The sequence below is a fragment of the Sphingopyxis sp. genome (assembly GCF_965279755.1).
GTDB lineage: Bacteria > Pseudomonadota > Alphaproteobacteria > Sphingomonadales > Sphingomonadaceae > Sphingopyxis.
This window is the reverse complement of record NZ_OZ257261.1, coordinates 548,253-571,733: the sequence shown is the minus strand read 5'-3', so window position 1 is coordinate 571,733 and position 23,481 is coordinate 548,253. Positions and strand designations below refer to the sequence as shown.

General features: G+C 65.6%; 20 protein-coding genes and 1 tRNA gene. 16 read left to right on the top strand and 5 right to left on the bottom strand.

Translation table 11 applies throughout. From position 1 onward, the window contains the following. The first annotated feature begins 8 nt into the window (after positions 1–8). The 14 genes from ACQY80_RS02710 to ACQY80_RS02645 all read left to right on the top strand — a co-directional run bounded on the left by ACQY80_RS02710 (position 9) and on the right by ACQY80_RS02645 (position 10,993). On the top strand, positions 9–1,904 hold the full coding sequence (locus ACQY80_RS02710) for an XrtA/PEP-CTERM system amidotransferase (protein WP_428683397.1): 1,896 nt from the start codon (positions 9–11) through the stop codon (positions 1,902–1,904). Between the two features lie 79 nt (positions 1,905–1,983). After that, entirely contained in the window at positions 1,984–3,168 is a 1,185-nt protein-coding gene (locus tag ACQY80_RS02705; RefSeq protein ID WP_428683395.1) for a GNAT family N-acetyltransferase, read from the top strand. After that, positions 3,165–4,031, top strand: a complete 867-nt coding sequence (locus tag ACQY80_RS02700) for a cupin-like domain-containing protein (RefSeq protein WP_428683393.1) — start codon at positions 3,165–3,167, stop codon at positions 4,029–4,031. Before ACQY80_RS02705 ends, ACQY80_RS02700 begins: the two co-directional genes overlap by 4 nt. 82 nt (positions 4,032–4,113) lie before the next feature. Next, entirely contained in the window at positions 4,114–4,332 is a 219-nt protein-coding gene (gene infA / locus ACQY80_RS02695) for a translation initiation factor IF-1 (RefSeq protein ID WP_010162480.1), read from the top strand. A 17-nt stretch (positions 4,333–4,349) separates the two neighbouring features. After that, positions 4,350–4,916 (top strand): Maf family protein, encoded by a 567-nt coding sequence (locus ACQY80_RS02690; RefSeq protein ID WP_428683389.1) that lies wholly within the window; start codon positions 4,350–4,352, stop codon positions 4,914–4,916. Continuing rightward, positions 4,909–5,886: a ribonuclease gene (locus ACQY80_RS02685; RefSeq protein WP_428683387.1), complete on the top strand. Its 978-nt coding sequence runs from the start codon at positions 4,909–4,911 to the stop codon at positions 5,884–5,886. Before ACQY80_RS02690 ends, ACQY80_RS02685 begins: the two co-directional genes overlap by 8 nt. Further along, entirely contained in the window at positions 5,876–6,058 is a 183-nt protein-coding gene (locus ACQY80_RS02680) for a DNA gyrase inhibitor YacG (protein ID WP_428683385.1), read from the top strand. The genes ACQY80_RS02685 and ACQY80_RS02680 overlap by 11 nt, the downstream gene beginning before the upstream one ends. A gap of 96 nt (positions 6,059–6,154) precedes the next feature. After that, positions 6,155–6,230: transfer RNA gene (locus ACQY80_RS02675), tRNA-Phe, on the top strand. Between the two features lie 68 nt (positions 6,231–6,298). Beyond that, the gene (locus ACQY80_RS02670; RefSeq protein ID WP_428683383.1) at positions 6,299–7,534 is read left to right on the top strand and encodes a glycosyltransferase family 4 protein; all 1,236 of its coding nucleotides are present in this window, start codon (positions 6,299–6,301) and stop codon (positions 7,532–7,534) included. Next, positions 7,531–8,073: a sigma-70 family RNA polymerase sigma factor gene (locus ACQY80_RS02665; protein ID WP_428683381.1), complete on the top strand. Its 543-nt coding sequence runs from the start codon at positions 7,531–7,533 to the stop codon at positions 8,071–8,073. The genes ACQY80_RS02670 and ACQY80_RS02665 overlap by 4 nt, the downstream gene beginning before the upstream one ends. Next, on the top strand, positions 8,054–8,773 hold the full coding sequence (locus ACQY80_RS02660; RefSeq protein ID WP_428683379.1) for an anti-sigma factor family protein: 720 nt from the start codon (positions 8,054–8,056) through the stop codon (positions 8,771–8,773). Before ACQY80_RS02665 ends, ACQY80_RS02660 begins: the two co-directional genes overlap by 20 nt. Positions 8,774–8,832: 59 nt before the next feature. Continuing rightward, positions 8,833–9,330 (top strand): peptidoglycan-associated lipoprotein Pal, encoded by a 498-nt coding sequence (gene pal / locus ACQY80_RS02655; protein WP_428685722.1) that lies wholly within the window; start codon positions 8,833–8,835, stop codon positions 9,328–9,330. 138 nt (positions 9,331–9,468) lie between these two features. After that, positions 9,469–10,230, top strand: coding sequence for a sulfite exporter TauE/SafE family protein (locus tag ACQY80_RS02650; RefSeq protein ID WP_428685720.1), 762 nt, complete (start codon positions 9,469–9,471; stop codon positions 10,228–10,230). Positions 10,231–10,330: 100 nt separating this feature from the next. Then, entirely contained in the window at positions 10,331–10,993 is a 663-nt protein-coding gene (locus ACQY80_RS02645) for a DedA family protein (protein ID WP_428683377.1), read from the top strand. A 10-nt stretch (positions 10,994–11,003) separates the two neighbouring features. On the opposite strand, the gene ACQY80_RS02640 is transcribed toward ACQY80_RS02645, so the two are convergent. From ACQY80_RS02640 to ACQY80_RS02620, 5 genes are all read right to left on the bottom strand, one after another. Continuing rightward, complete coding sequence (locus tag ACQY80_RS02640) at positions 11,004–11,573, bottom strand: septal ring lytic transglycosylase RlpA family protein (RefSeq protein ID WP_428683375.1); 570 nt, start codon at positions 11,571–11,573, stop codon at positions 11,004–11,006. A 66-nt stretch (positions 11,574–11,639) separates the two neighbouring features. Further along, positions 11,640–13,175, bottom strand: a complete 1,536-nt coding sequence (locus ACQY80_RS02635) for an AMP-binding protein (RefSeq protein ID WP_428683373.1) — start codon at positions 13,173–13,175, stop codon at positions 11,640–11,642. Next, positions 13,175–14,296, bottom strand: a complete 1,122-nt coding sequence (locus tag ACQY80_RS02630) for a DUF5938 domain-containing protein (RefSeq protein ID WP_428683371.1) — start codon at positions 14,294–14,296, stop codon at positions 13,175–13,177. Before ACQY80_RS02630 ends, ACQY80_RS02635 begins: the two co-directional genes overlap by 1 nt. A 34-nt stretch (positions 14,297–14,330) precedes the next feature. Beyond that, complete coding sequence (locus ACQY80_RS02625; protein ID WP_428683369.1) at positions 14,331–15,098, bottom strand: glucose 1-dehydrogenase; 768 nt, start codon at positions 15,096–15,098, stop codon at positions 14,331–14,333. 79 nt (positions 15,099–15,177) lie between these two features. Then, the gene (locus tag ACQY80_RS02620) at positions 15,178–17,772 is read right to left on the bottom strand and encodes a TonB-dependent receptor (RefSeq protein WP_428683367.1); all 2,595 of its coding nucleotides are present in this window, start codon (positions 17,770–17,772) and stop codon (positions 15,178–15,180) included. Positions 17,773–17,954: 182 nt separating this feature from the next. On the opposite strand from ACQY80_RS02620, the gene ACQY80_RS02615 reads away from it, so the two are divergent. Further along, positions 17,955–20,648, top strand: a complete 2,694-nt coding sequence (locus ACQY80_RS02615; protein WP_428683365.1) for a LuxR C-terminal-related transcriptional regulator — start codon at positions 17,955–17,957, stop codon at positions 20,646–20,648. 182 nt (positions 20,649–20,830) lie between these two features. Then, the gene (locus ACQY80_RS02610; RefSeq protein WP_428683363.1) at positions 20,831–23,398 is read left to right on the top strand and encodes a TonB-dependent receptor; all 2,568 of its coding nucleotides are present in this window, start codon (positions 20,831–20,833) and stop codon (positions 23,396–23,398) included. Positions 23,399–23,481 lie beyond the last annotated feature (83 nt).

The window sequence follows — 23,481 nt, the reverse complement described above, 5'->3', positions numbered from 1 at the left end:
CTTTCTATATGTGTGGGATCGCGGGCATTTATCATATCGAGACGGCAAAGCCGGTCGATCCTTCGCGCGTCCGCGCGATGCTGCATCCGATGAGCCATCGCGGCCCCGACGGATCGGGCGACTGGATCGCCCCCGGCGTCGGCCTCGGCCATCTTCGCCTGTCGATCATCGATATCGCGGGCAGTCCGCAGCCGATGGCGAGTGACGACGAAGCCGTCACGATCACCTACAATGGCGAAATCTATAATTTCCGCGAGCTGCGTACCGAACTCGAGGATCGCGGCCACCGCTTCCGCACCAGCGGTGATACCGAGGTCATCATCGCGGCCTGGCGCCAGTGGGGCGTCGAATGCCTGTCGCGGCTCAATGGCATGTTCGCCTTTGCGATCCACGACCATATGCGTGGATGCCTGTTCCTCGCGCGCGACCGGCTGGGGGTGAAGCCGCTCCACCATGCGCGCCTGTCGGATGGCTCGATTGCTTTTGCGTCCGAACTGAAGGGGCTGCTCCGTCACCCGCTGCTGCGGCAGGAAGCCAATCTGACGGCGGTCGAGGATTTCCTCGCGCTCGGCTATGTCCCCGACGATAATTGCATCGTCGCCGGCGTCGAGAAACTGCCGGCGGGTCATTATCTGCTCCTCGAACGCGGGAAACCGGTTCCGGCGCCGACGCGCTGGTGGGCGCCCGATTTCTCGAAGCGCGTCCGCGCGAGCGAAGGCGAGGCGGCAGAGCATCTCGTCCATCTGATGCGTGCGGCGGTGACCGACCGCATGGTCTCGGACGTCCCGCTCGGCGCCTTCCTGTCGGGCGGGGTCGACAGCAGCGCCGTCGTTGCCCTGATGGCCGAGGCGAGCGCCAAGGCGGTCAAGACCTGCACGATCGGCTTCGACCAGGCGGCGCTAGACGAAACCGCTTACGCCCAGCAGATTGCCGAGCGGTTCGCGACCGATCACCGCACCCGCACGGTCGCGGCAGGCGATTTCGCGCTGATCGACAAGATCGCCGACATGTTCGACGAGCCTTTCGCCGACGCGAGCGCTTTGCCGACCTATCGTGTCTGCGAACTCGCGCGCGAAGACGTAACCGTGGCGCTGTCGGGCGATGGCGCCGACGAGGCGTTCGCGGGCTATCGCCGGCTCGTGTTTCAGCACCAGGAAGAAAGGCTGCGCGGGATGATCCCGGGCTTCCTGCGCAAGGGATTGTTCGGCCCGATGTCGCGCGTCTGGCCGCAGATGGACTGGGCGCCACGGCCGCTGCGCGCGCGCGCGACGCTCGCGAGCCTGTCGAAGAGCGGGGCGGAAGGCTATGCTGAGGCGGTCGGCGTGACCGGCCCCGCGCAGCGCGCGCGGCTGTTCAACGACGCGGCCGTCCACGCGCTTGGCGATCATATCGGCGAGGCGCGCTACTGGAAGGCGATTGCCGAGGCGCCGGCGGTCGAGCCGCTCGACCGCGCGCAATATGCCGACCTCAAGATCTGGCTGCCCGGCGATATCCTGACCAAGACCGACCGGATGAGCATGGCGGTCAGCCTTGAGGCGCGCGAGCCTCTGCTCGACTATCGCCTCGTCGAATTTGCCGCGAGCCTGCCGGCATCGATGCGCGTGCAGGGCGGGACGGGCAAGGCGATCCTCAAGAAGGCGATGGAACGCTATCTGCCGCACGATATTCTCTATCGCCCCAAGATGGGCTTTGTGACGCCGGTGTCGCACTGGTTTCGCGGGCCGCTGGTCGAACAGGCAAAGGCACTCGCGACGTCGTCGACGCTCGCGCGGTCGGGCTGGTTCGACATGGCCGAGATCGAACGCATCGTCGCGGCGCACCAGTCGGGCCGCCGCGATCATGGCCGACTGATCTGGCAATTCTTCATGCTCGAAAAATCGCTGGCGAAGCTGTTCGGGATTTGAGTGTTTCGCACCCGCGTGCGGGATGCAACGACTGGAAAAGCCACGCCCTCTTAACGCTTCGCTGCTAGGCTCGCTGCCGATGACGGTCCATCCCGCCTTTCCGCTGAACGCCGCCGACGCCGCGCCGCTTACCGTGCGCGTCGCCGATCCGCTCGCGCTGTCCGACGAGCTTGCGGCGGCGTGGGACGGGCTGGCGCATGAGGCGAGCGAACCCAATCCCTTCGCCGAGCGCTGGTGCCTGCAATCGGCGCTGCATCTGCTCGATCCCGAACGGCAGGCGCGGCTGGTCATGGTGCAGGCCGACAGCGATGGGCCGCTGATCGGCGTGATGCCGCTTGCCGCGGCGGCGAAATATGGCCGCCTGCCGCTGCGCCATGTGACCGGCTGGGCGCATCCCAATCAGTTTCACGGCGCGCCGCTGGTACGGGCCGGGATGGAGCAGCTTTTCTGGTCGATCCTGCTCGGCTGGTGCGATGCGGCGAACTGGGCGCATACGCTGGTTCACGTCCCGCGACTGACCGAGGATGGGCCGCTGCACCGCGCGCTGGTCGAGGTCGCGCGCCTGCGCGGTGGCGCGGCCGAGGCCGTCCACCGCGAGGAGCGCGCGCTGCTCGAAAGCGCGCTCTCGCCCGAAGCCTATTGGGACGAGGCGGTGCGCGCCAAGAAGCGCAAGGAACTGCGCCGTCAGGCGAACCGGCTCGCCGAGGAGGGGCGCGTGTCCTTCCGCCGCTGGCAGGCGGACGATGCCGTCGAGCGGTGGATCGACGCTTTCCTTGATCTCGAGGCGCGCGGCTGGAAGGGGCAGGCCGGCTCGGCGCTTGCCAGCCATGGCGATACCGAAGCGTGGTTTCGCGCCATCGTCACCGGTGCGGCCGCGGCCGGTAAGCTCGATATGCGGGTGCTTTCGCTGAACGACAGGCCGCTGGCGATGCTGATCAATTTCCTCTGTCCGCCCGGCGGCTTTTCGTTCAAGACCGCGTTCGACGAGGATTATGCCCGCTTCTCGCCCGGGGTGCTGCTGCAACAGGCGAACCTCGACATATTGGACGATCCGCGTATCGACTGGGTCGATAGCTGCGCCGCGCCGGGGCATCCGATGATCGACAGCGTCTGGCGCGAACGGCGCCATCTCGTCTGGGTCAATGTGCCGCTGGCGCGCGGATCGGACAGGCTGCGCTTCAAGGCGCTGGCCAAGGCGGAAAAGATCTGGCGACGCTGGAAACAGCCGGCGCGCGCCAAACATGAGGACCAGCCTGCATCATGACGGCCCACCAAGGCATCGATCAGCCCGTGTTTCCGGCCGAGACGCTCGCGCGGATGGCGGCGCTCTATCCGGCGCAGGCGGGGCTGCTGCACCACCGGCTTCCCGATCATCCGCTGCTGTCGCTCGAAGCGCTCGCGACGCTCGGCGAAAATCTGCCCGCAAGCCAGGTCGAATATAATCCCGGCGATGTGCCGATCGGGATCAAGCCCGAGGATGTGCCCTCGAACGGCCTGTCGATCGGCGAGACCATCCGCACGATCGACACCAACCGCAGCTGGGCGGTGCTCAAGAATATCGAGAGTGTGCCCGCGTATCGCGATCTGCTGATGCGCCTGCTCGGCGAGCTGGAATCGGTCGTCGAGCCGCAGACGGGCGCGATGCTGACGCCGCAGGGCTTCGTCTTCATCTCGTCGCCGGGGTCGATCACCCCGTTCCACTTCGATCCCGAGCATAATATCCTGCTCCAGCTTCGCGGGACCAAGGTGATGAATGTCTGGCCCGCAGGCGACGAGCGTTTCGCGCATCGCCGCGAGCATGAACGCTATCACACCGGCGGGCACCGCAATCTGCCGTGGGAGGACACATACCGCGAAGGCGCGCAGCAAGTGCCGCTCGGCCCCGGCGATGCGGTGTTGATGCCCGTCATGGCGCCGCATTTCGTCGCGAACGGCGATGCGCCCTCGATCTCGCTGTCGATTACCTGGCGCAGCGAATGGAGCTACCGCGAGTCCGAAGCGCACGCCGCGAACGCCGCGCTTCGCCGCATGGGGCTTGACCCGGCGATGCCGCCGCGCTGGCCGAGCTATGCCTGGGCGAAAACCGTCGGCTGGCGCATCGCGCGCAAGATCAAACTCGTGTCCTGAACCGCGCGTTACAGATTGCTTTCAATTCGGAAGAATAGGCGTTATGGGCGCGCATCCCGATATATTGAACACCTGAGGATTGATGGCGAAAGAAGAACTTCTCGAAATGCGCGGCCAGGTGGTCGAACTGCTCCCCAACGCGATGTTCCGCGTGAAGCTGGAAAACGACCACGAGATTTTGGGCCACACGGCCGGCAAGATGCGCAAGAACCGCATCCGCGTTCTGGTGGGCGACGAAGTGCTCGTCGAGCTCACCCCCTATGACCTGACCAAGGGTCGGATCACCTATCGCTTCAAGTGACCGGCGCGGTATCTCCCGTGCTGGTTCTCGCTTCGACATCGCCGCGCCGGCGCGAATTGCTGGCGCGGATCGGCCTGACGCCGTCGCGGGTCGCTGCCCCTGAAATCGACGAAACGCCGCTGAAAGGCGAGCTGCCGCGCGCCTATGTCGCGCGGCTGGCCGAGGGCAAGGCGCTTGCGGTCGAACGGGCGGCGGACGAGGTCGTTCTCGCTGGGGATACGACCGTCGCGGTCGGACGCCGCATTCTCGAAAAGCCCGTCGACGAGGCCGATCTGCGCCGCATGCTCGGGCTTCTGTCGGGCCGCCGCCACCACGTCTATTCGGGCGTTTGCGTTGTGGGCGCCGATGGCAGGCCGCGCGTACGCGTCGCCGACACGATCGTCGCCTTCAAGCCGCTCAGCGCCGCAGAGATCGACTGGTATGTCGCGAGCGGCGAGGGAATGGGCAAGGCGGGCGGCTATGCGATCCAGGGCAAGGCCGAAGTCTTCGTGCGGTTCCTGTCGGGCAGCCATTCGAACGTCGTCGGCCTGCCATTGTTCGAGACGCGCGCGCTTTTGAGCGGCGCCGGGGTGCCGCTTGGCTGAATGGCTTTACGAGGCCGGGATCGGCGAATGCCGCGCGGCGCTCGTCGAGGACGGCCGCATCATACAGGCGCGGATCGAGCGCGATGGTGAAGGGCCGCGTGTCGAGGCCGTCGTCACCGCGCGCCTCGTCGAGGCCGGGAAAAATGCGTTGGTGCGCCTTGATCTGCCGGGCGAGCCGCTGGCGACGCTCGCATCCGTGCCGCCGGGAACCTCTATCGGCGCAAGGCTGACTGTCGAGATCGTCCGCATGGCACTGCGCGAACGCGGGCGAGACAAGCCGGCGCGCGCGCGGATCACCGATGTGCCGCTTGCGGATGGTGCCGATTTGCGGGCGCGGGTCGCCGCGAGCGGATTGCCCGTCGCCGAACTCGCGCCGACCGGCCCCGACCGGCTCGAAGACGCGGGCTGGTCCGAACTGATCGACCATGTCCGCACCGGGCATTGGCCTTTCGGCGGTGGCGCGCTGTGGGTCGACACAACGCCCGCAATGACGCTGATCGATATCGACGGCGAGGGGGATGCGCTGGACCTGGCAAAGGCGGGCGCTGCGGCGGCTATCGACGTTATCCGATGCTGCGACATTGGCGGATCGATCGGAATCGACTTTCCCTCGCTGCCGGGCCGCGCCGAACGGCTGTCGATCGACGCGCTGGTTGACGAGCTTCTTCCGCCGCCGTTCGAGCGCACTGCGGTCAACGGCTTCGGCTTCCTCCAGATCATCCGGCGCCGCGAGCGGCCGTCGCTGATCGAGCAGGTGCGATTCGATCCGGTCGCTACCGACGCGGCGCTGCTGCTCCGGCAGGCCGAGCGGGCGGTTGGCGCGGGGCCGCTGCAACTCGTCACGCGGCCAGCCGTTGCTGACCATGTCGCCGCGTATCCCGACTGGATCGCTTTGCTGCAAAAACGCACGGGCAGGCCTGTCGAAATTATCCGCGACGCTCAAGCGAAAGGACCGGGCCATGCCCAGTAAAGACGCGAAATGTCCGCTTTGCGGCAAGCCGCGCGTGCAGGAATTCCGCCCCTTCTGCAGCCGCGGCTGCCGCGACCGTGATCTGAACCAATGGTTCGACGAGGGCTATCGCATGCCGGCGCACGAAGGGCCCGACGGCGGCACCGACGACGACCGATTTGGCGGCGACTGACGCGCAAATTTAGCGCAACAAAGGCTCTGGACAGGAGGAAACACCCTGCCTATAGCCGCCGCTCGCTAGCAGGCCGACCGGTCTTGCGACGCGCGTGCCCGGGTAGCTCAGTTGGTAGAGCATGCGACTGAAAATCGCAGTGTCGGCGGTTCGACCCCGTCCCCGGGCACCATTTTCCTGACCTGTCCCATATCAGACGATCAGAGGGAATAATCGTCGTGCGGCGTGCGTATGCGCTGCATGACAAAGGTTTTCTCCACCCTTTCTCCCTTCGCATCCGTTTATCGGGCCCGGGTCAAGCCGCTGCGCATCGCCCTGTTTTCGGGAAATTATGACTGTGTACGCGATGGCGCCAACCGTGCGTTGAACCGGTTGGTGGCATTCCTGCTCACGCAAGCGGGTGCAACGGTACGCATCTATTCGCCGGTCGCGCCGCAAAAGGCCTTCGCGTCGGTCGGCGACATCGTTCCGGTCCGGTCCGCGTGCATTCCGAGGCGCCCCGAATATCGGCTCGCGCTTGGCCTTTCCCGCGCCGCGCGCGAGGATCTGGAAGCGTTCGCGCCCGATATCGTCCACCTGTCGGCCCCCGATATCCTCGGCAGGCAGGCACAGAATTACGCGCGTGCCGCCGGTATCCCGGTGGTGGCCAGTCTCCACACGCGTTTCGAGACCTATCTCGACTATTATCGCCTCGGCCTGCTGCGCGGTCCCGTCGATCGCTATCTTGCGCGCTTTTACGGCGATGCCGACCACATCCTCGCACCGACGCCGCCCATCCGTGACGAGCTGGCGACGCAATTCGGCGCCGGGAATGTGTCGATATGGTCGCGCGGGGTCGACCGCGCGATGTTCGGACCGGCGCGGCGCAGTCAGGCTTTCCGGCAGCATATGGGCTATGCGCCGGACGATATGGTTCCGCTCTTCTTCGGCCGTCTCGTCCTCGAAAAGGGGCTTGGCGTCTTTGCCGAGACGATCGCAAGGTTGCGCGAGCGCGGCCATATGGTTCGCCCCGTCGTGGTGGGCGAGGGGCCCGCCCGCGACTGGCTCGCGCGGCGGCTTCCCAATGTGACCTTCCTCGGTTTCCTCGATGGAACGGCGCTTGGCGAAGCCATCGCAAGCGCCGATATCCTGATCAATCCCAGCGTCACCGAGGCGTTCGGAAACGTCAATCTGGAAGCGATGGCATCGGGCCTTGCGGTTGTCTCGGCGGACGTCGACAGCGCCTCGGCGCTCATCGAGCATGGCCGCACCGGCCTGCTCGTGTCGCCGCGCGATCCTGCGGCCTATGCCGCCGCCGCCGCGTCGTTGATCGAGCGGCCCGTGCGTCGCCACCTGCTTGGAAAAGCAGCCGCCCAGAACGCGGACCATTATCGCTGGGATGCGATTCTGGCCGATGTGGTTCGCGTCTATGAGCGGCTCGCCGGGCGTGATGCAGCCTTGCAATATGCGGCGCCGGACCGACAATGCGCGGCATGAAGATCCGTCGGGGAAAAGCCGGCGGCTTTGCCGACGATGTGGCGGCGATGCGCCGCTATGCGCGGTCGCTGACGCGCGATCGCGACGACGCCGACGATGTGGTGCAGGATGCGCTGCTCCGCGCGATCGAGCGGCAGGCGACCTATCAGGAGGGTCGCGACCGGCGGCGCTGGCTGCTCGCGATCGTCCACAATGTCTTCGTTTCGGGAACGCGGCGTGAGGCGGCGGAAGCCCGGCGCAACGACCGCTTCGCCGAGACGCAGGTCGCGCAGTCGGATGCTTCGCAGGAACATCATGCGCGGCTCGGCGAAATCGCGCGGAACTTCGCCGCGCTGCCCGAACATCACCGCGCCGTGCTTCACCTGACGGCGATCGAGGGTTTGAGTTATCAGGAATGCGCCGATGTGTTGGGCGTACCGGTGGGAACGATCATGTCGCGAATAGCGCGGGCGCGCGCGGCACTGAGGCAACAGGACGAGCGGCAAGCCGAACCGGCGCTGCGTATCGTGGGAGGACGGGATGGCAGCCGCACCGAGTGATCAGGAGATCGACGCCTATGTCGATGGGCAGCTCGATACCGAGGGACGTTTCGCCGTCGAGGATTATCTGCGCCAGCACCCCGACCTTGCCGCGCGCGTGATGGGCGATCTGGGCACGCGGAGCGCGCTGCAACTGCTCGCGGGCGAAAGCGATCCGCTGTCGCCCGGCATACGCGAAGCCATGCGCGGCGGTTCGTCCCCAGCGGACCCGCGCTGGCGGCGTTGGGCGCCCGCCGCGGGTCTGTCGGTCACGGGAATTGCCGCCGCGCTGCTGGTGATATTTCAGGGGCCGCCCGGCTATGTCGATGATGCGCTGACGTCGCATATGGTCGCAGGGATGCGCGCCGATATGGCCTCGCAGCTTGAAGCGCCGAAGTTCGACGCGCGCGAAATCCGGCGCGCGACCCGCATCTCGGTGCCGCAGGTTCCGGCCGACTGGAAGGTCACCGATGTGCAGCTGTTCCCGACCGAACGCGGACCGGCGTTGGTGATGGCGCTGAAGACGCAGGAGGGCGATCATCTGTCGCTGTTTGCCAAGCGCGGACGCGAAGGCGCGCCCGAGCAACCCGACGCGGTGCGCGAGGGCGAGCATTCGGTCGCTTATTGGCGTCGCGGCGACATGTCCTACGCGCTGGTCGGCGACAGCGGCACGGCCGCGATCGACGCCCGCGCGGAAACGCTGGCGCGGACGCGATCCTGACCCATTGAATTTTTACGGAACCGCCGGGGGGCGGGTTCTTCAACATGAGGGGGAATATGATGAAAAATGCAATGCTGGCAGGCGTCATGGCCGCGATGCTGGTCGTTGGCGGCTGTGCCAAGAAGGCGCCGAAAGATTTGCCGCCGCCGCCGACCTGCTGCGGCCCCGAAGAGAGCGATCGCGTCATCCCCGGATCGCAGCAGGATTTCATCGCGAACGTCTCTGCCGACCGCATCTTCTTCGACTTCGACCAGTATAATGTCGATGCCGAAGACATGGTTGTGCTGCAAAGCCAGGCGGCATGGCTGGCGCGCAATCCGGGTGTCCGCGTGACGCTGGAAGGGCACGCGGACGAGCGCGGAACGCGCGACTATAATATCGCACTCGGCGAACGGCGGGCGAATTCGGCGAAAAATTATCTCGCGACGCTCGGCGTTGATTCCGGCCGCATCGACGTCATCAGCTATGGAAAGGAACGTCCGGCTGCAGTGGGATCGGACGAGGCGGCCTATGCGAACAACCGCCGCGCTGTAACCGTCGTCATCGAACGACCGTAAGTACCTGGCCGGCGGGCGCCTGCCGTGCCCGCCGGCCTTTGGTCGATCACCGTTTGACAGGACGGAACGACCGCTGCCAGCATGGGGCGAACGAGGAGGGTTTGCTTGTTCCAGGATTTGCTCGGCCATTTCGACGTGATGCATGTGACCGCGGGCCTGTTCGTCGGGGTCATGGTCGGGCTGACCGGTGTCGGCGGCGGGTCGCTGATGACGCCGCTGCTGGTGCTGATGTTCGGCGTCAATGCCAAGACGGCGGTCGGGACCGACCTGCTCTTTGCCGCGATCACCAAGACGGTGGGCAGCACCGTGCACGGCTGGCGCGATACCGTCGACTGGCGCATTTTCCGCCGCCTGGCTGCCGGCTCGATTCCGGCCGCGCTGCTGTCGGTTGTCGCGCTGCAGGGGCTGGGCGAGATCGGCGCGCAGGCCGAGCATGTGATCATCGTTTTTCTGGGCTTCATGCTCATTTTGACAGCCTTTGCGGCGCTTTTCCAGAAGCGGCTCATGCGGCTCGCGCGACGCGGAGGGGGCCGTCACGACCGGCGAGCGCTTTTGCCGACGGTGCTGCTCGGGGCCTTCATCGGCGTCGCGGTCTCGATCTCGTCGGTCGGGGCAGGGGCAATCGGCGTGACCGCGCTGCTGATGCTCTATCCGACGCTGCCGGTGTCGCGGATCGTCGGCACCGACATTGTGCACGCCGTCCCGCTGGCGCTGGTCGCGGGGTCGGGGCACTGGCTTTATGGCGATGTCGATCCCGTGCTGCTCGTCAGCCTGCTCGTGGGCTCGATCCCCGGCGTGATCGTCGGCAGCTTGCTGTCGAGCCGCGCGCCCGACCATATTCTGCGTCCGGCGCTTGCCGCCGTGCTGCTGTTTTCGGGGCTGAAGCTGCTGACCAGTTGATGAGTTGTGCAAAGCCGGCGACGGGGCGACACATATCTGTCCTGCATTTCGGTATATACGCAGGCAGCGCCCGGATTCGACCGATTGCGCAGGAGGTGACGTGAACGAACTGATCCCGCGCGCGACGGCTTTCATCGCGCAGCACGGCCTGTGGGCCGGACCGATCGTCGGGGTTCTGGCCTTTGGCGAGTCTCTGGCGATCGTGGGTCTCTTCATCCCGGCCACGGCGCTGATGATCGCGGTTGGCGGCCTCGTCGGGGCGGGGATCGTCGACCCGTGGTGGATCATCGGCTGGGCGATCGTCGGCGCCGCGATCGGCGACTGGATATCCTTTGCCATCGGTCGCCGTATCGGGCCTTCGGCCTATCGCCGCTGGCCGCTCAAAAACCATCGCCCGATGGTCGCCCGGGCGCGGCTCTTCTTCCGCCGCTTCGGCTTTCTGTCGATCTTCGCAGGACGCTTTCTGGGGCCGATCCGCGCCACGATTCCGCTCGTCGCCGGGGTGATGGAAATGGACCATCGGCGTTTTCAGATCGCGAATGTCACGTCCGCCGTCCTGTGGGTGCCGGCGATGTTCGCGCCGGGCTATTTCGCCGTAAAGACGCTGGGGTCGGCCGAAAGTATCACCGAGGCGCATCTGCTCGGCATCGGCGCGATCATCGCTTTGGTGACGATCGGCGGGACGCTGATCGGCGCGCGCTTCCTTGGCCGAGCCAGTCGCCGCCGCCGGCCGCGGCGTTCTCCCGGCAGCGCGTCCGCCTAGAGGCCTGACCCTAGCGAGGCTTTGCGGCAAGGGCCCCGCGCAACCGTTGCAGTTCGGCCGCCGATACGGGTGGCAGCGATGCCGCGGGCTTGCCTTCGCGCAGTCGCTTGCGATCCTTTTCGGCGGGCTCGACGCGGCGGACGCGAACCGGAGCGTGTCCTTGCTCCTTGATTCCGAGCTGCTCGGCGGCGCCGCGCGACAGGTCGATGATGCGTCCGTTCTGCACGAACGGCCCGCGATCGTTCACGCGCACGATGATCCGACGTCCGGTATCGAGCGCGGTCACCTCGACATAAGTCGGCAACGGCAACGTCGTGTGCGCGGCGGTGATCCAGCCGGGCTGGAAGCGTTCACCATTCGCGGTCTGATTGCCTGACTCGTTGCCATACCAGCTCGCATAGCCGACCATGTCATAGGAGGGCGCGGCGGCGGGGACATAGGTCGTGCCGCGGATGGTATAGGCGGGTCCGATCCGTATCGGCGCATCAGTGACGGGCCGGAAATTGCCGCCGGCACAGGCCGTGAGCGTCAGAAGCATCGCGGCGGTTGCCGCAGTCCGGATCGGGGAATATCGCTGCATCGACCTCACCCTAGAGGGGGCCGTCTTCTGAAGAAAGGCTTCGTTAGCGGCCCGCGTCGCCGAGTTTTAGCCCGAAAGCCTGCTCGCCCTGATATCTTTCTTCAGCACCTTGCCGACCTTCGATCGGGGCAGATCATCCCAGATTTCCAGCTCCTTGGGCGCCTTGACGCTGCCGATCGCGGCCTTGACGTGCGCGATGATGGCATCGGGGTCGGCACTCTGTCCGGCGCGAAGCTGGACCACCGCGCAGACGCGTTCGCCCCATTTGTCGTCGGGCAGGCCGAACACCGCGCCATCCTGCACCGCCGGATGCGACAGCAGCGCCGCCTCGACCTCGGCCGAATAGACGTTGAAGCCGCCGGTGATGATCATGTCCTTGGCGCGGTCGACGATGAACAGGAAATTGTCGGCGTCGAGATAGCCGATATCGCCGGTGCGGTGCCAGCCGTTCAATGAGGCCTCGGCGGTCGCGGCGGGGTTCTTGTAATAGCCGTCCATGACGAGCGACCCGCGCACGACGATCTCGCCGCGCTCGCCTTGGGCCAGTTCCCGGCCGTGAGCATCGACGATCGCGACGCGGACGAGCGGCCCCGGCTTGCCCGCCGACGACAGCCTGTGCCGCGCGATCGAACCGTCAGGGTTCAGATGGTCCTTCGGCGCCATCATCGAGATCATCATCGGCGCCTCGGTCTGGCCGAAGAGCTGCGCCATCACCGGGCCGAGCTTGCCGATTGCCTCCTCCAGCCGTGTGGGCGAGATCGGCGCCGCGCCGTACCAGAAGCACAGCATCGCCGAGAGATCGGTCGCGGCAAGCGCGGGATGGTCGAGCAGCATGTAGATCAGGGTCGGGGGCAGGAAGGTGTGCGTCGCCCGGTGCTGCGATGCGAGCGTCAGGAACTCGCCGATGTCGGGATAGGGCATGATCACCACCTCGCCGCCATGCGCCATGATCGGAAAGGCGAGGACGCCCGCCGCGTGCGTCAGCGGCGCCATCGCGAGATAGACCGGGCGCCCCTCGAACGGATAGCCCATCAAGGTGAGCGCGGTCATGGCCTCGAGATTGCGGTTCGTCAGCATCACGCCCTTCGGATGCCCCGTCGTCCCCCCGGTCCCCGGGATCATCGCAAGGTCGCTGACGGGTGCTGCCGTGAAGGGGGTTTCGCCGGCAACACCCGCCAGCCACTGATCGAGCGACGGCGCAAACGGCTGTTCGGCGTCGAGGCAGACAAGCAGCTCGAGCTTTGGCAGCTGCTGGCGCAGTTCGTCGACCAGTCCCGCAAATTTGGAATGGAACAGCAGTGCCGCGCAGTCGAAATTGTCGAGGACATAGGCGTTCTCGGCCGCCTCGTTGCGCGGGTTGACTGGGCACCAAACGGCGGCGGCGCGCGAGATGGCGAAGACGCAGGCGAAGGCGGTGGGGTCGTTGCCCGACAGGATCGCGACATGCTGGCCGGGGAGGATGCCCGACGCGTCGAGGCCGCGCGCGACGCGGTGCGTCAGCGCCTGAACCTCGGCATAGGACAGGCTCTGGCCATTCATGGTAAGGCAGGGCGCTTCGGCGCCCAGCGACGCCCCCTTGTCGAGCCAGTCGACCAGCCGCATCAGTCGTGAACCGTAACGATCGGTTTCAGCACCAGTCCGAACTGGCGGAGCGTGCCCAGGATCTCGCGGTGCCCGAATGCCTGACAAGCGGAGGCGAAGCCGGTGCGGCGCGGCGGCTGTTGCAGCAGGTTCGCGGCGGCCCAGGCCTGCATCAGCCCGGTCTGCTTATAGTTGCAATTGCCGTGGATCAGAACATGCGCGCGGCCGAGCGGGCCCGAGGCATGAACCGAATCGATGCTGGTGTTGAGCCGCGGATTTTCGCGCGGCGGCATGTCGCCCTGAACCGACTCGGCCATCTTCGCGAGGGCTTCTTCCTGTTCCTTGAAAGGCAGCGGCTTGATGTCGGTGTCGATCATCTTCGTCATCTCGACGACATTGTCCATGACCTCGCGCGCGAAGACGCCGCCATAGACCTTGACCGTCGATACGCGCGGATCATTCTTGAACCACAACGGGTGCGAAGTGCCGCCCCAGGGTAGCGTCAGCGCGGTCGCGTGCTGGCCGGGAACATTGCATTCGGTGGTCGTCAGAGTTGGCCATTGAGCATATTGATTATTCTCAAGATAATACCAGTCCGCCTTCAGGATCGTGAAGATCGTCTGGACCGAGGCATAGGTCGGGAACCCCTTCCACAGCACGAGCATGTCGAGCGTGTCGAGACCGGGCATCGTCTCGAGCGCGATGTTCGCCGCGATCTCGCCCGTCGTATACATATGCGCGACGCACGGCGAGAGCAGCAGACCCTTCTTCGCGAAGCCATCTCCCCATTTTTCCTGTGCCAGCAGCATCCAGTCCTGCTCGCCGGTCGTGTCGAGATAGTGGCAGCCGGCGGCCAGGCACGCCTCGACGGTCTCGGGGCCATATTTGATGAACGGGCCGACCATGTTGCACACGACGCTGGCGCCCTTGAACAGCTTGGTCAGCGCCTCGACGCTATGCTCGACCTCGGCGACTTCATAGTCGGCGGTCTCGATGCCGGGGACCTTGTCCATGACCTCCTGCACCCGCTTTGCGTCGCGTCCGGCGGCGATGAAGGGGACGCCCAGTTCGCGCAGATATTCGCAGACGAGGCGGCCGGTGTAGCCCGAGGCCCCATAGACGATGACCGGTTTCTTGCTCATGATAGCCCAATCCCTTTTTGCATGATGTCGTTGGTCAGATCGCGGTGTAGCCACCGTCGACGATCAGCTCGCTGCCGCACATGTAGGCGGCGTCGTCGCTGGCGAGGAACAGCAGCGGGCGCGCGATTTCGCGCGTCGTCGCCATCCGGCCGAGCGGAATCGCGGCGGCGGTCGCGGCGGCAAAACCGGCGGCTTCATCACCGAGCGCGCCGACCGCATCGGCGACGAGCTTGGTCTCGCAATAGCCGGGGTGCAGCGAATTGATCCGCACCGGCCAGCCCTTGCGCGCGCAATCGACGGCGACCGCCTTTGTCAGCATCGCGACCCCGGCCTTGCTGGCGTTGTAGGCGGGGAACAGCGGCTCGGCGACGTTCGCGGCGATCGACGCGACGTTGATGATGACGCCGCCCTTGTCCTTCATGGCCGCAATCCCGGCGCGCACGCCCAGGAAGACGCTTTCCAGATTGACCGCCATCAGCCGCTGCCATTCGGCGAGACCTGTATCGACCACCGATTTCAGAAAGCCCATGCCGGCGTTGTTGACGAGAATGTCGAGCTTGCCCTCGCGGGCGACGATGTCGCCCACCAGTGCCGCCCAACCCGCCTCGTCGGCGACATCCTGTTGCCGCGCCTCGGCTTTGAATCCTTCGGCGCGGATAGCTGCGGCGGCGGCCTCGGCCTCGTCGGCGTCGATGTCGGTGATCGTCACCGACGCCCCCTCACGGGCAAATTCCTGCGCGGCCGCCAGGCCGATGCCGCGCGCCGCGCCGGTGATCAGGACGCTCTTTCCGGTGAAACGCATCGTCGATGCTCCTCGATAGATCGGACAAAACCGGGGTCGACGGGCAAGGGAGGACGCCCGCCGATCCCCGCTCCACAGGTCAGAAGCTGAACGTCGCCTCGACCCCGTAAGTGCGCGGCGTGCCGCGGTTCAGATAATCGAGCCCGAAGACGTCGATGTTCAGCCCGTAGGTGTAGTAATATTTGTTGGTCAGATTCTTGACCCACGCGCTGACCGACAGATTGTCGTTCGCCTTGTAGGTCAGGCGGCTGTTGAAGAGCCAATAGCCCGGATTGCCGCAGGTGAAGGCAACCCCGGCGGGGCGCACGGCCCCCGGCGCGCCGGGGGTGTCGCACGGGTCGAGGCCATAGTCGCCAAAGGCATCGAAATAATATTTGCCCATATAATTGGCGTCGCCGCGCAAGGTCAGCTTGCTGTCGCCCTTGTCGAAGATGTCCCAGTCGAACCCTGCGTTGAAGGTGACCTTCGGCGCGTTGGGGAAGGGGTTGCCGTTGACGTTGCGGGTGAACTGCGTCGCCGGGTCGTTGGGGTCGACGACATTGCCCTTATATTTGCTGTTGAGATAGCCGAACGAGGCGTTGAGCTGCACGCCGTCGACCGGCGCCACGGTCAGTTCGGCCTCGCCGCCCCAGACGCGGCCGTTGGCGCTGCGGGTAAAGGTGGTCGCGCCGACGACCTGCGTCGTCTGCTGGTTCGAATAGTCGTAATAGAAGCCGGCGAGGTTGAGCTGGACGCGGCGGTCGAGGAACTGCGTCTTCAGCCCGCCTTCATAGGCGTTCACCTTTTCGGGCTTGATATAATAGACCTGGTTCACGCCCTGATAGGCGAGGCCGTTGTAGCTGCCGCTGCGATAGCCGCGGCTGTACTGAATATAGCCCATGATATCGTCGGTGAATTTGTAGCTGACGTTGGCGCGGCCGGTCAGGCGGTTCGCCTTCTCGCCCAGATTCATCGTGGGCAGGTTGGGGTCATAGGGGAAGGCGTAGGGGATCAGGTTGACCGCCGGCGTGGTGCCGTCGAGGGCGTAGATGAAGGTGCTGCCGTTCCGGAACTGGACCTTGTCCATCGTGTAGCGGAGGCCGACGGCCACGGTGAGCTGGTCGGTGGCCTTCCACGTGAGGTCGCCATAGATCGCCTTCGACGGGCGGCGGACGTCGAATTTCTGCTCGCCCAGGATCGGGCCGAACGGCCCCGCGCCGGCGGCCAGACATCCCTGATAATATGCGCCGCCCGCCGGGAAATTGCCGGTGTTGTTGATCGCGGCGTCGGTCTGGTACGCGACGAGCGTCCGCGCATCGAAGAAGCCGTTCGGATTGACGACGACGGGCGCGCAGAAGCCGGGCGAGGTCGGGGTCAATGTTGGATCGAGCGCGAAGGCCGGCAGCACGCGGATGGAGTCGGGGGTTCCGATCGCGGTGTTATTATAGCCGCCCGGGACACCCAGCCCCAGCAGCATCGGCCGCAGGGCGCCGAAGAAGTCGGGCTCGTTCCGGGTCTTGATCGTGTCCTTGCCGTAATAGAGGCCGCCGACGAAATCGATATTGTCGTCGGAATAGTTCAGCCGCAGATCCTGATTGAAGTTGCGGCTGTTGCTGTTGAAGCGGATCGAGCAGACGTCCAGCGGCGAGCCGTCGCAGTCGTTGGGCGAGATGCTGTATTTGCCCGTGTCATAACCGGTGATCGAGGTCAGCGTGAAATAGTCATTGAGTTCCAGTGCGATATTGAGCGCGATACCCTTGGACGACGAGAGCGATTTGCCGCCCTGATCGGCGGACACCTCGTTCTTGCCCAGCGCGCGGCCGCCGTTCTGGGCAGGATTGAAGCGCGAATAGCCGACGATGTCCTCGCCGTTCGCGAACTGGCCGATCGAATAGGCGTTGGCCGTCCACGGATCGTCCTTTGCCGCATAGGCTTTCAGATTGATGTCGAGCGTGTCGGTCGGTTTCCAGCGCAGCGAAATGCGGCCGGCAATCGAATCGGTGGTGGCGACATGGCGATCCTGCGCGGGGTTGTATTGCCAGCCGTCGCCCTTCGCGACCGTGCCTGCGATGCGGATGCCGAGGACGTCGGGGATCAGTGTCTTTTCGAAGCCGCCCTCGACCGTCTTGGTGTCGTAATTGGCGTAACCGAGGGTGAAATAGCCCTCGTCGCCCGCCAGCTTCGGCTTTTTGGTGAAGAAGCTGATCGCGCCGCCGGTGGTGTTGCGGCCATAGAGCGTGCCCTGCGGCCCGCGCAGCACCTCGACCCGGTCGATGTCATAGAGCTGCCCGCCGTGGCTGGCGCGGAAGCTCTGATAAACTTCGTCGACATAGACGCCGACGGGCGACGCGGTCGATGCCGAGAATTCATTGGCGACCGAGATGCCGCGCAGCGAGAAGTTCGGCTGGGTTTTGCCATAGGGGGTCGAGATCTGCAGGCTCGGAATCGCGCCCATCAGGTCGGACGTTTCGTTGATGCCGCGCGACGCGAGCTGATCGCCGCCGATCGCCGAGACCGCGGCCGGAACATCCTGCAGTCGCTGCTCGCGTTTCTGCGCAGTGACGACGATTTCGGCGATCCCGCTGCCGCTGCCGGCTTCGTCGGCGGGCGGCGCTTCCTGCGCCAGCGCGGGGGCGCTCCAGCCGATCAGCATGGTGGTGGACAGGCAGGTTGCCAGAAAAGCCTTTTTGGTCACGCCATCTCTCCCGTCGTTCGACCCCTTCTGTGCGAGAGGTCTTCGTCGGGGATCAGGCTATGGCGGCGGCAGCCCCTGCGACAGACGAAGCGGCGGGGGGAGCGATGGGGGGGTAGGGCGCGATCGCTTGCTCCCGCGCGATCAAGGCGATAGCCTTGGCGTCACAAATGGAGGGCAGGCTAATGACCATCCAGCAGGGATCGAGGATTGCGAAGGCGCCGCTTCACGAAGCGGGTGAGCCGCGAAGAAGTGCTCGCGGAAAATTCGCGCCGCCGCGCTTCCCGTCCGATCTGGTCGCGGTCGCGCGTTGGCAGACATCGCTCGACGCGATCGCGCGGCACGAGATCTGCCTCGTCAATGCCCCCGCCGGTTATGGAAAGACCGCCTTTGCGGCGACGCTGTTCGCGCACGCGCGTTCCAGCGGGTGGGGGGCCGGATGGGTGTCCTTCGATCCCGAAGACAATGAACCCGCCGCGATCGGGCATCTCTTCGAGGCCGTCCGGATCGCCCGCGGCGCGCCCGTGGAAGACAGCATCACGGCATTGTCGGCGGTGCCCGCGTCGGGCGCGATCCTCGCTGCCGCGCTTGCCGAACGGATCGAGGCGGAGGATCGCCCGATGCTGCTTGTCCTCGATGACATCGACCGGCTTACCGATCCGCGCGCGATCGAGGTGTTCGACCGCCTGCTGCGGCATCCGCCTGCCGAGCTTCGCCTGCTCCTTACGGGCCGCGCACAGCCAGCGGCTCGTCTGGCGGAGGCCCAAGGGCGGGGAATGGTCTTGCGGCTCGGGCCGGCAGAGATCGGGCTCACCGATGACGAGGTGGGGGACTTCCTGCGCACGGCCGGTCTGGCGTCGGGCCCGGATGCTCACGCAAAACTCAACGCGTTGCTGGGTGGCTGGCCGGCGGGTCTGCGAATGGGCGTGCCGCGCCTCGACAGGGCCGCGCGCGGCGATCCGACTGCGCTGGTGGCGCAGATCGATCGTTACCTTGCCCCGCTGTTCGACGGCGCGAACCCGGAGACGCGACAGTTTCTGATGCATGGCAGCGTGGCGCCGCAGCTGAATGAAGAGTTGGTCCGGCTGCTGGGCGAGGGCGACCCTGGAGTCGAGACCCTCAACGACCTTCAGTCACGCGGATCGTTCGTCGATCGGGCGGATGACGGGGGTGGCTGGTGCCATGTCCATCCGGCCGTCAGGGCGATGTTCCGTCAGCGTCTGGATGAAAGCGAGCCGCAGCGTGCGGCCGAACTCCACCGGGTGACGGCGCGCTATTATGAAGCGCAGGGACTGGTCGCCGATGCGATCGACCAGTTTCTGGCGGCAGGCGCGCTCGCCGATGCAGCGCGTCTGACTGCCGGTCATGCGCTCGCCTTGCTCGGGCAAGGAGAGCTCGATCGTTTTGCCGGCTGGATCGACGCGTTGCCGGTCGCCGCCGTCGCCGCCGATCGCGCGCTGGTTCGCGCGTCGGCGTGGCTGGCCGTGATGCTTGCGGGGCGCAATGCCGATGCGGCGATCGCGCTGCTGAAGGCCGAGGGGGAAGAAACCGAAGCACGCGCCGCCGCGCTGCTTCACGCCGTCTATACCCACGACAGACCGGATAGCGCGGTCGAGGAAGCGGACCGGCTCCTCGCCTCGTCCGACGGGCTTTCGGACTTTGCGGCCGACATGGTGCGCGCCGCGTTGGCGAGCGGCGCGCAGCGGCGCGGGCTGTTCGGGTTGGTGCACGACGTGGTCCGCCCGCTCGGGCTGCGCGAGCCGGCGACCGGCTGCGATATTCCGCAGGCGCTGGCGACGCGAGCCAAAGCCGCCTCCGCGCGTGCGCAGGGACAGCTCGTCGAGGCCGAACGCGTCCTGCGCGAGGGACGCCAGATGCTGGCGCCGCACGGATTGGCCGGTGCGCTGGTCGATGCGGGGCTGGCACGCTGCCGGTATGAACGCGACGATCTTGCGGGGGCCGCGCGCCTTGTTTCGTCCGCGCTCGCCGCGCTCGAACCGAGTTGCTTTCAGGATGCGATCGTCCAGGCATTCCAGATCGGTATCCGCATTGCCGCCGCCGACGGCCGTGTCGACGATGCGGCCTCGCTGATCGATCGCGCCGAACGGATGGCCTTCGCGCGCGACTGGACACCGCTGAAAGCGATGTGCGTCGTCGAACGCGTGCGCCTGCGCCTGCCGCCGACGATCGATGCAGAGGCCGTCGTGGCGACGGGCGACGAAGAGGCCGCTCTGCGCGATCCGCTTTCTGCGTCGGCGCGTGCTTTCGCGCTGATCGCCGAAATGCGTGCTTATGAAGCGATTGCGAGCGGCGATCGGCCGCGCCTGACGCTGGTTGCCGAACGGCTGCTGCGCCTCGCGTCCAACGCCGACGATGCCGAACTGCGGGCGTCGGCGGCGTTGTTCAATATCCTGCCCCAGCTCAGCGGCCGCTGCGACAAGATGGTCGAACTCGAAACCGTGCGCTTCCTCAATCACGCCGCCAGCGTCGGGTTTCGCCGGACGATCGTCGACGTGCTCGACGTGACCGGCGTCCGCGCGGTGCAGAATTTCTGCAGCGAGGCCTATGCCTCGGGATCGTTTCTCGCGCTATTGAAGCTCGCCGATCCGTCGCGCCGCGACCCGGCGCTCGAGGGGCCCTATAGCGCGGCACCGGGCGAAGCCTTCTCGTTCCTGACCGAACGTGAGATCGAGATATTGAGCGCTCTCCACGCCGGAGAGTCGAACAAGGAGATCGCCCGCACGCTCCAGCTCGCGCCCGAAACGGTGAAGTGGCACCTCAAAAATGTGATGCGAAAGCTGCGCGCGACAAGCCGAGAGGAGGCCGTGGCGAACGCTGCGACGCTGGGCCTGAAGCTTCCCGAGGGCAATCCTGGTTGAGATATTTCGCTGCGCCGTAGCGTAAACTGTTGCTTTTTGGCCACTAACTGACGGAAAATCGGCGCTTCAGCGCCGCACGCGTTGACGCGGCGGCGCTGCACGATACAGCCCGCCGTTACCGCCGGAGCATCTCCCTCCTTAGGCCCGATGGGTCGCGCTTCGGTGGTTTGGAGAGAGAGACCATGACTTTGCGCAACATCTTGTTGGGCGCCACCATGCTGTGCGCCGCAACCACCCCCGCTATTGCTTTTGCCCAGGACGCCGCCCCCGCCGACGATGCCGCGGCGCCGGCTGCGACCAATGACGTCACCGATTATGGCAACGACATCATCGTCACCGCGTCGAAGCGTTCGCAGACGCTGCAGGACACGCCGATCGCGGTCTCGGTGACCTCGGCCGCGGATCTGCAGAATGCCCAGATCCGCGATCTTATCGACCTACAGTCGGCGGTGCCCAGCCTCCGCGTATCGCAGCTCCAGTCGAGCGCGAACACCAACTTCATCATCCGCGGTTTCGGCAACGGCGCCAACAACCCCGGCATCGAACCCTCGGTCGGCGTCTTCATCGACGGCGTCTATCGTTCGCGTTCGGCCGCCCAGATCGGCGACCTTCCGAACGTCGAGCGCATCGAAGTGCTGCGCGGCCCGCAGTCGACCCTGTTCGGCAAGAACGCGTCGGCGGGCGTCATCAGCATCGTCACGCAGAAGCCGCAGTATGAATTCGGCGGTTCGGTCGAGGCGAGCTATGGCAATTATGACGCCATTGTCCTCAAGGCCGACATCACCGGCCCGATCAGCGACAAGATCGCTTTCTCGCTCGGCGGCAATTTCAACCGCCGCGACGGTTATGCAAAGGACATCAACCTCGGCACCGACGTCAATGATCGCAACCGCTGGGGCGTTCGCGGCCAGTTGCTCATCGAGCCGACCGACGCGCTGTCGATCCGCCTGATCGGCGACTATGACAAGATCGACGAGAATTGCTGCATTGCCGGCAACGTCATCGCCGGCCCGACCGTCGCGATCACCAATGCGCTCGCCGGCGGCCCCAGCGTCGATGCGAACAATCCCTTCTCGTATCGCGTCTACAACAATTTCCTGTCGTCGAACCTGATCAAGAATTACGGCGGTTCGGGCCAGATCGACTATGATCTCGGCAGCATGGCGCTGACCTCGATCACCGCCTATCGCCGGGTTCGTGCCAACACCAACCAGGATTCGGACTTCACCAGCGCCGACCTGATCGGACAGAAGTCGGACGATACCGCGATCAACACCTTCACGCAGGAACTGCGCCTGACGTCGGATTTCGACGGCCCGATCAACTTCCTCGTCGGTGGCTACTACTTCAACGAAAAGATCAAGCAGCATAGCCAGATCTATTTCGGCGACGACTTCCGCGCCTATGGCAACGCGCTGATCCAGGCCGCCAGCGGCGGCGCGCTCAGCGTCCCGCTGCTCGAAGGCACGCTCGGCGCGCTCGAGGGCAACCCTGCCAAATATGCCGGCACCTTCTTCCGCGCCGGCGACGGTATGGACGAATATTATGGCATGAAGAACACCGCATGGTCGATCTTCGGCACGCTGGACTTCGAAGTCACCGATCGCCTCACGCTGACGCTCGGCGGCAACTATACGAAGGACAAGAAAAGCTTCACGGCTGACGTCAACAGCACCGATGTCTTCTCGGGCATCAACCTCGATGCAGCGGCCTATGCGCCGTTCCGTCGCGCGCTGTTGATCGGCGGTGGCGTCGATCCCGCGACGGCGACCTTCCTTGCGGCCAATCCGACGCTGACCCTGCCGAACGGCAGCAGCGCGAACCCGCTGAGCGGCCTGAAGCCGTTCCAGTTCCTGCCGCCGTTCCTGGACGTTCCGAACAGCGTCGAACCCGGCAAGACCAACGACGGCGACTTCAGCTACAGCGCGCGCCTCGCGTACAAGCTGACCGATACGGTCAACGTCTATGCGACCTATGCGACCGGCTTCAAGGCGAGCTCGGTCAACCTGTCGCGCGACAGCCGTCCGCTTGCCAGCGATCTGCCGGCGATCATCGCGGGGGGGCTCGGCACGCCGAACCTCGTGTCGGGCACGCGCTTTGCGGAACCTGAAGAGTCGACGGTCTACGAAGCAGGCCTGAAGGCACAGTGGTCGGTCGCGGCGCTGAACCTTGCGGTGTTCAAGCAGTCGATCAAGGGCTTCCAGTCGAACGTCTTCACCGGAACCGGCTTCGCGCTCGCCAACGCGGGCAAGCAGTCGACCTTCGGCATCGAATTCGACGGCTCGGTGCGTCCGGTGCGGGGTCTGAACCTGAACCTTGCGGTGACCTACCTCGATCCCAAGTATGACAGCTTCGTCGCGTCGGCGTTCGGCGATCTCTCGGGCCTGAAGCCCGCGGGCATCCCCGATCTGTCGGTCTCGATGGGGGGTACCTATACGCATGAATTCGCGGGCGGGACCAAGGCGATCGCGCACATCGACTATCAGTATGAAAGCCCGACGCAGATCGTCGACGGCCTGTCGGGTCTGCCCGCGACGGTCGCGCAGAATCTGAAGCGCGAAGTGAACCAGCTCAACGCCTCGTTCACCGTGGCGCTGACCAACGGCTTCGAACTGGGCGTCTGGGGCCGCAACATCACCAACGCGCAGTATCTGACGACCATCTTCAACGCCGTCGCCCAGGCGGGCAGCGTGTCGGGCTATCCCAGCCAGCCGCGTACCTATGGCGTGACCGGCCGCTTCAAGTTCTGATCGGAAAACGGGGTGGGGCGGTTCGCCGCTTCGCCCGGTTCCTGCGGACAAAAGGAAACCCCGGCCTCTCGATGGAGAGGCCG

Bases quoted from the DNA above. Each gene is read 5' to 3' on its own strand.
- ACQY80_RS02710 (WP_428683397.1), top strand. From the start codon at position 9: ATGTGTGGGATCGCGGGCATTTATCATATCGAGACGGCAAAGCCGGTC.
- ACQY80_RS02705 (WP_428683395.1), top strand. From the start codon at position 1,984: ATGACGGTCCATCCCGCCTTTCCGCTGAACGCCGCCGACGCCGCGCCG.
- ACQY80_RS02700 (WP_428683393.1), top strand. From the start codon at position 3,165: ATGACGGCCCACCAAGGCATCGATCAGCCCGTGTTTCCGGCCGAGACG.
- infA (WP_010162480.1), top strand. From the start codon at position 4,114: ATGGCGAAAGAAGAACTTCTCGAAATGCGCGGCCAGGTGGTCGAACTG.
- ACQY80_RS02680 (WP_428683385.1), top strand. From the start codon at position 5,876: ATGCCCAGTAAAGACGCGAAATGTCCGCTTTGCGGCAAGCCGCGCGTG.
- ACQY80_RS02670 (WP_428683383.1), top strand. From the start codon at position 6,299: ATGACAAAGGTTTTCTCCACCCTTTCTCCCTTCGCATCCGTTTATCGG.
- ACQY80_RS02665 (WP_428683381.1), top strand. From the start codon at position 7,531: ATGAAGATCCGTCGGGGAAAAGCCGGCGGCTTTGCCGACGATGTGGCG.
- ACQY80_RS02660 (WP_428683379.1), top strand. From the start codon at position 8,054: ATGGCAGCCGCACCGAGTGATCAGGAGATCGACGCCTATGTCGATGGG.
- pal (WP_428685722.1), top strand. From the start codon at position 8,833: ATGAAAAATGCAATGCTGGCAGGCGTCATGGCCGCGATGCTGGTCGTT.
- ACQY80_RS02650 (WP_428685720.1), top strand. From the start codon at position 9,469: ATGCATGTGACCGCGGGCCTGTTCGTCGGGGTCATGGTCGGGCTGACC.
- ACQY80_RS02640 (WP_428683375.1), bottom strand. From the start codon at position 11,573: ATGCAGCGATATTCCCCGATCCGGACTGCGGCAACCGCCGCGATGCTT.
- ACQY80_RS02635 (WP_428683373.1), bottom strand. From the start codon at position 13,175: ATGCGGCTGGTCGACTGGCTCGACAAGGGGGCGTCGCTGGGCGCCGAA.
- ACQY80_RS02630 (WP_428683371.1), bottom strand. From the start codon at position 14,296: ATGAGCAAGAAACCGGTCATCGTCTATGGGGCCTCGGGCTACACCGGC.
- ACQY80_RS02625 (WP_428683369.1), bottom strand. From the start codon at position 15,098: ATGCGTTTCACCGGAAAGAGCGTCCTGATCACCGGCGCGGCGCGCGGC.
- ACQY80_RS02615 (WP_428683365.1), top strand. From the start codon at position 17,955: ATGACCATCCAGCAGGGATCGAGGATTGCGAAGGCGCCGCTTCACGAA.
- ACQY80_RS02610 (WP_428683363.1), top strand. From the start codon at position 20,831: ATGACTTTGCGCAACATCTTGTTGGGCGCCACCATGCTGTGCGCCGCA.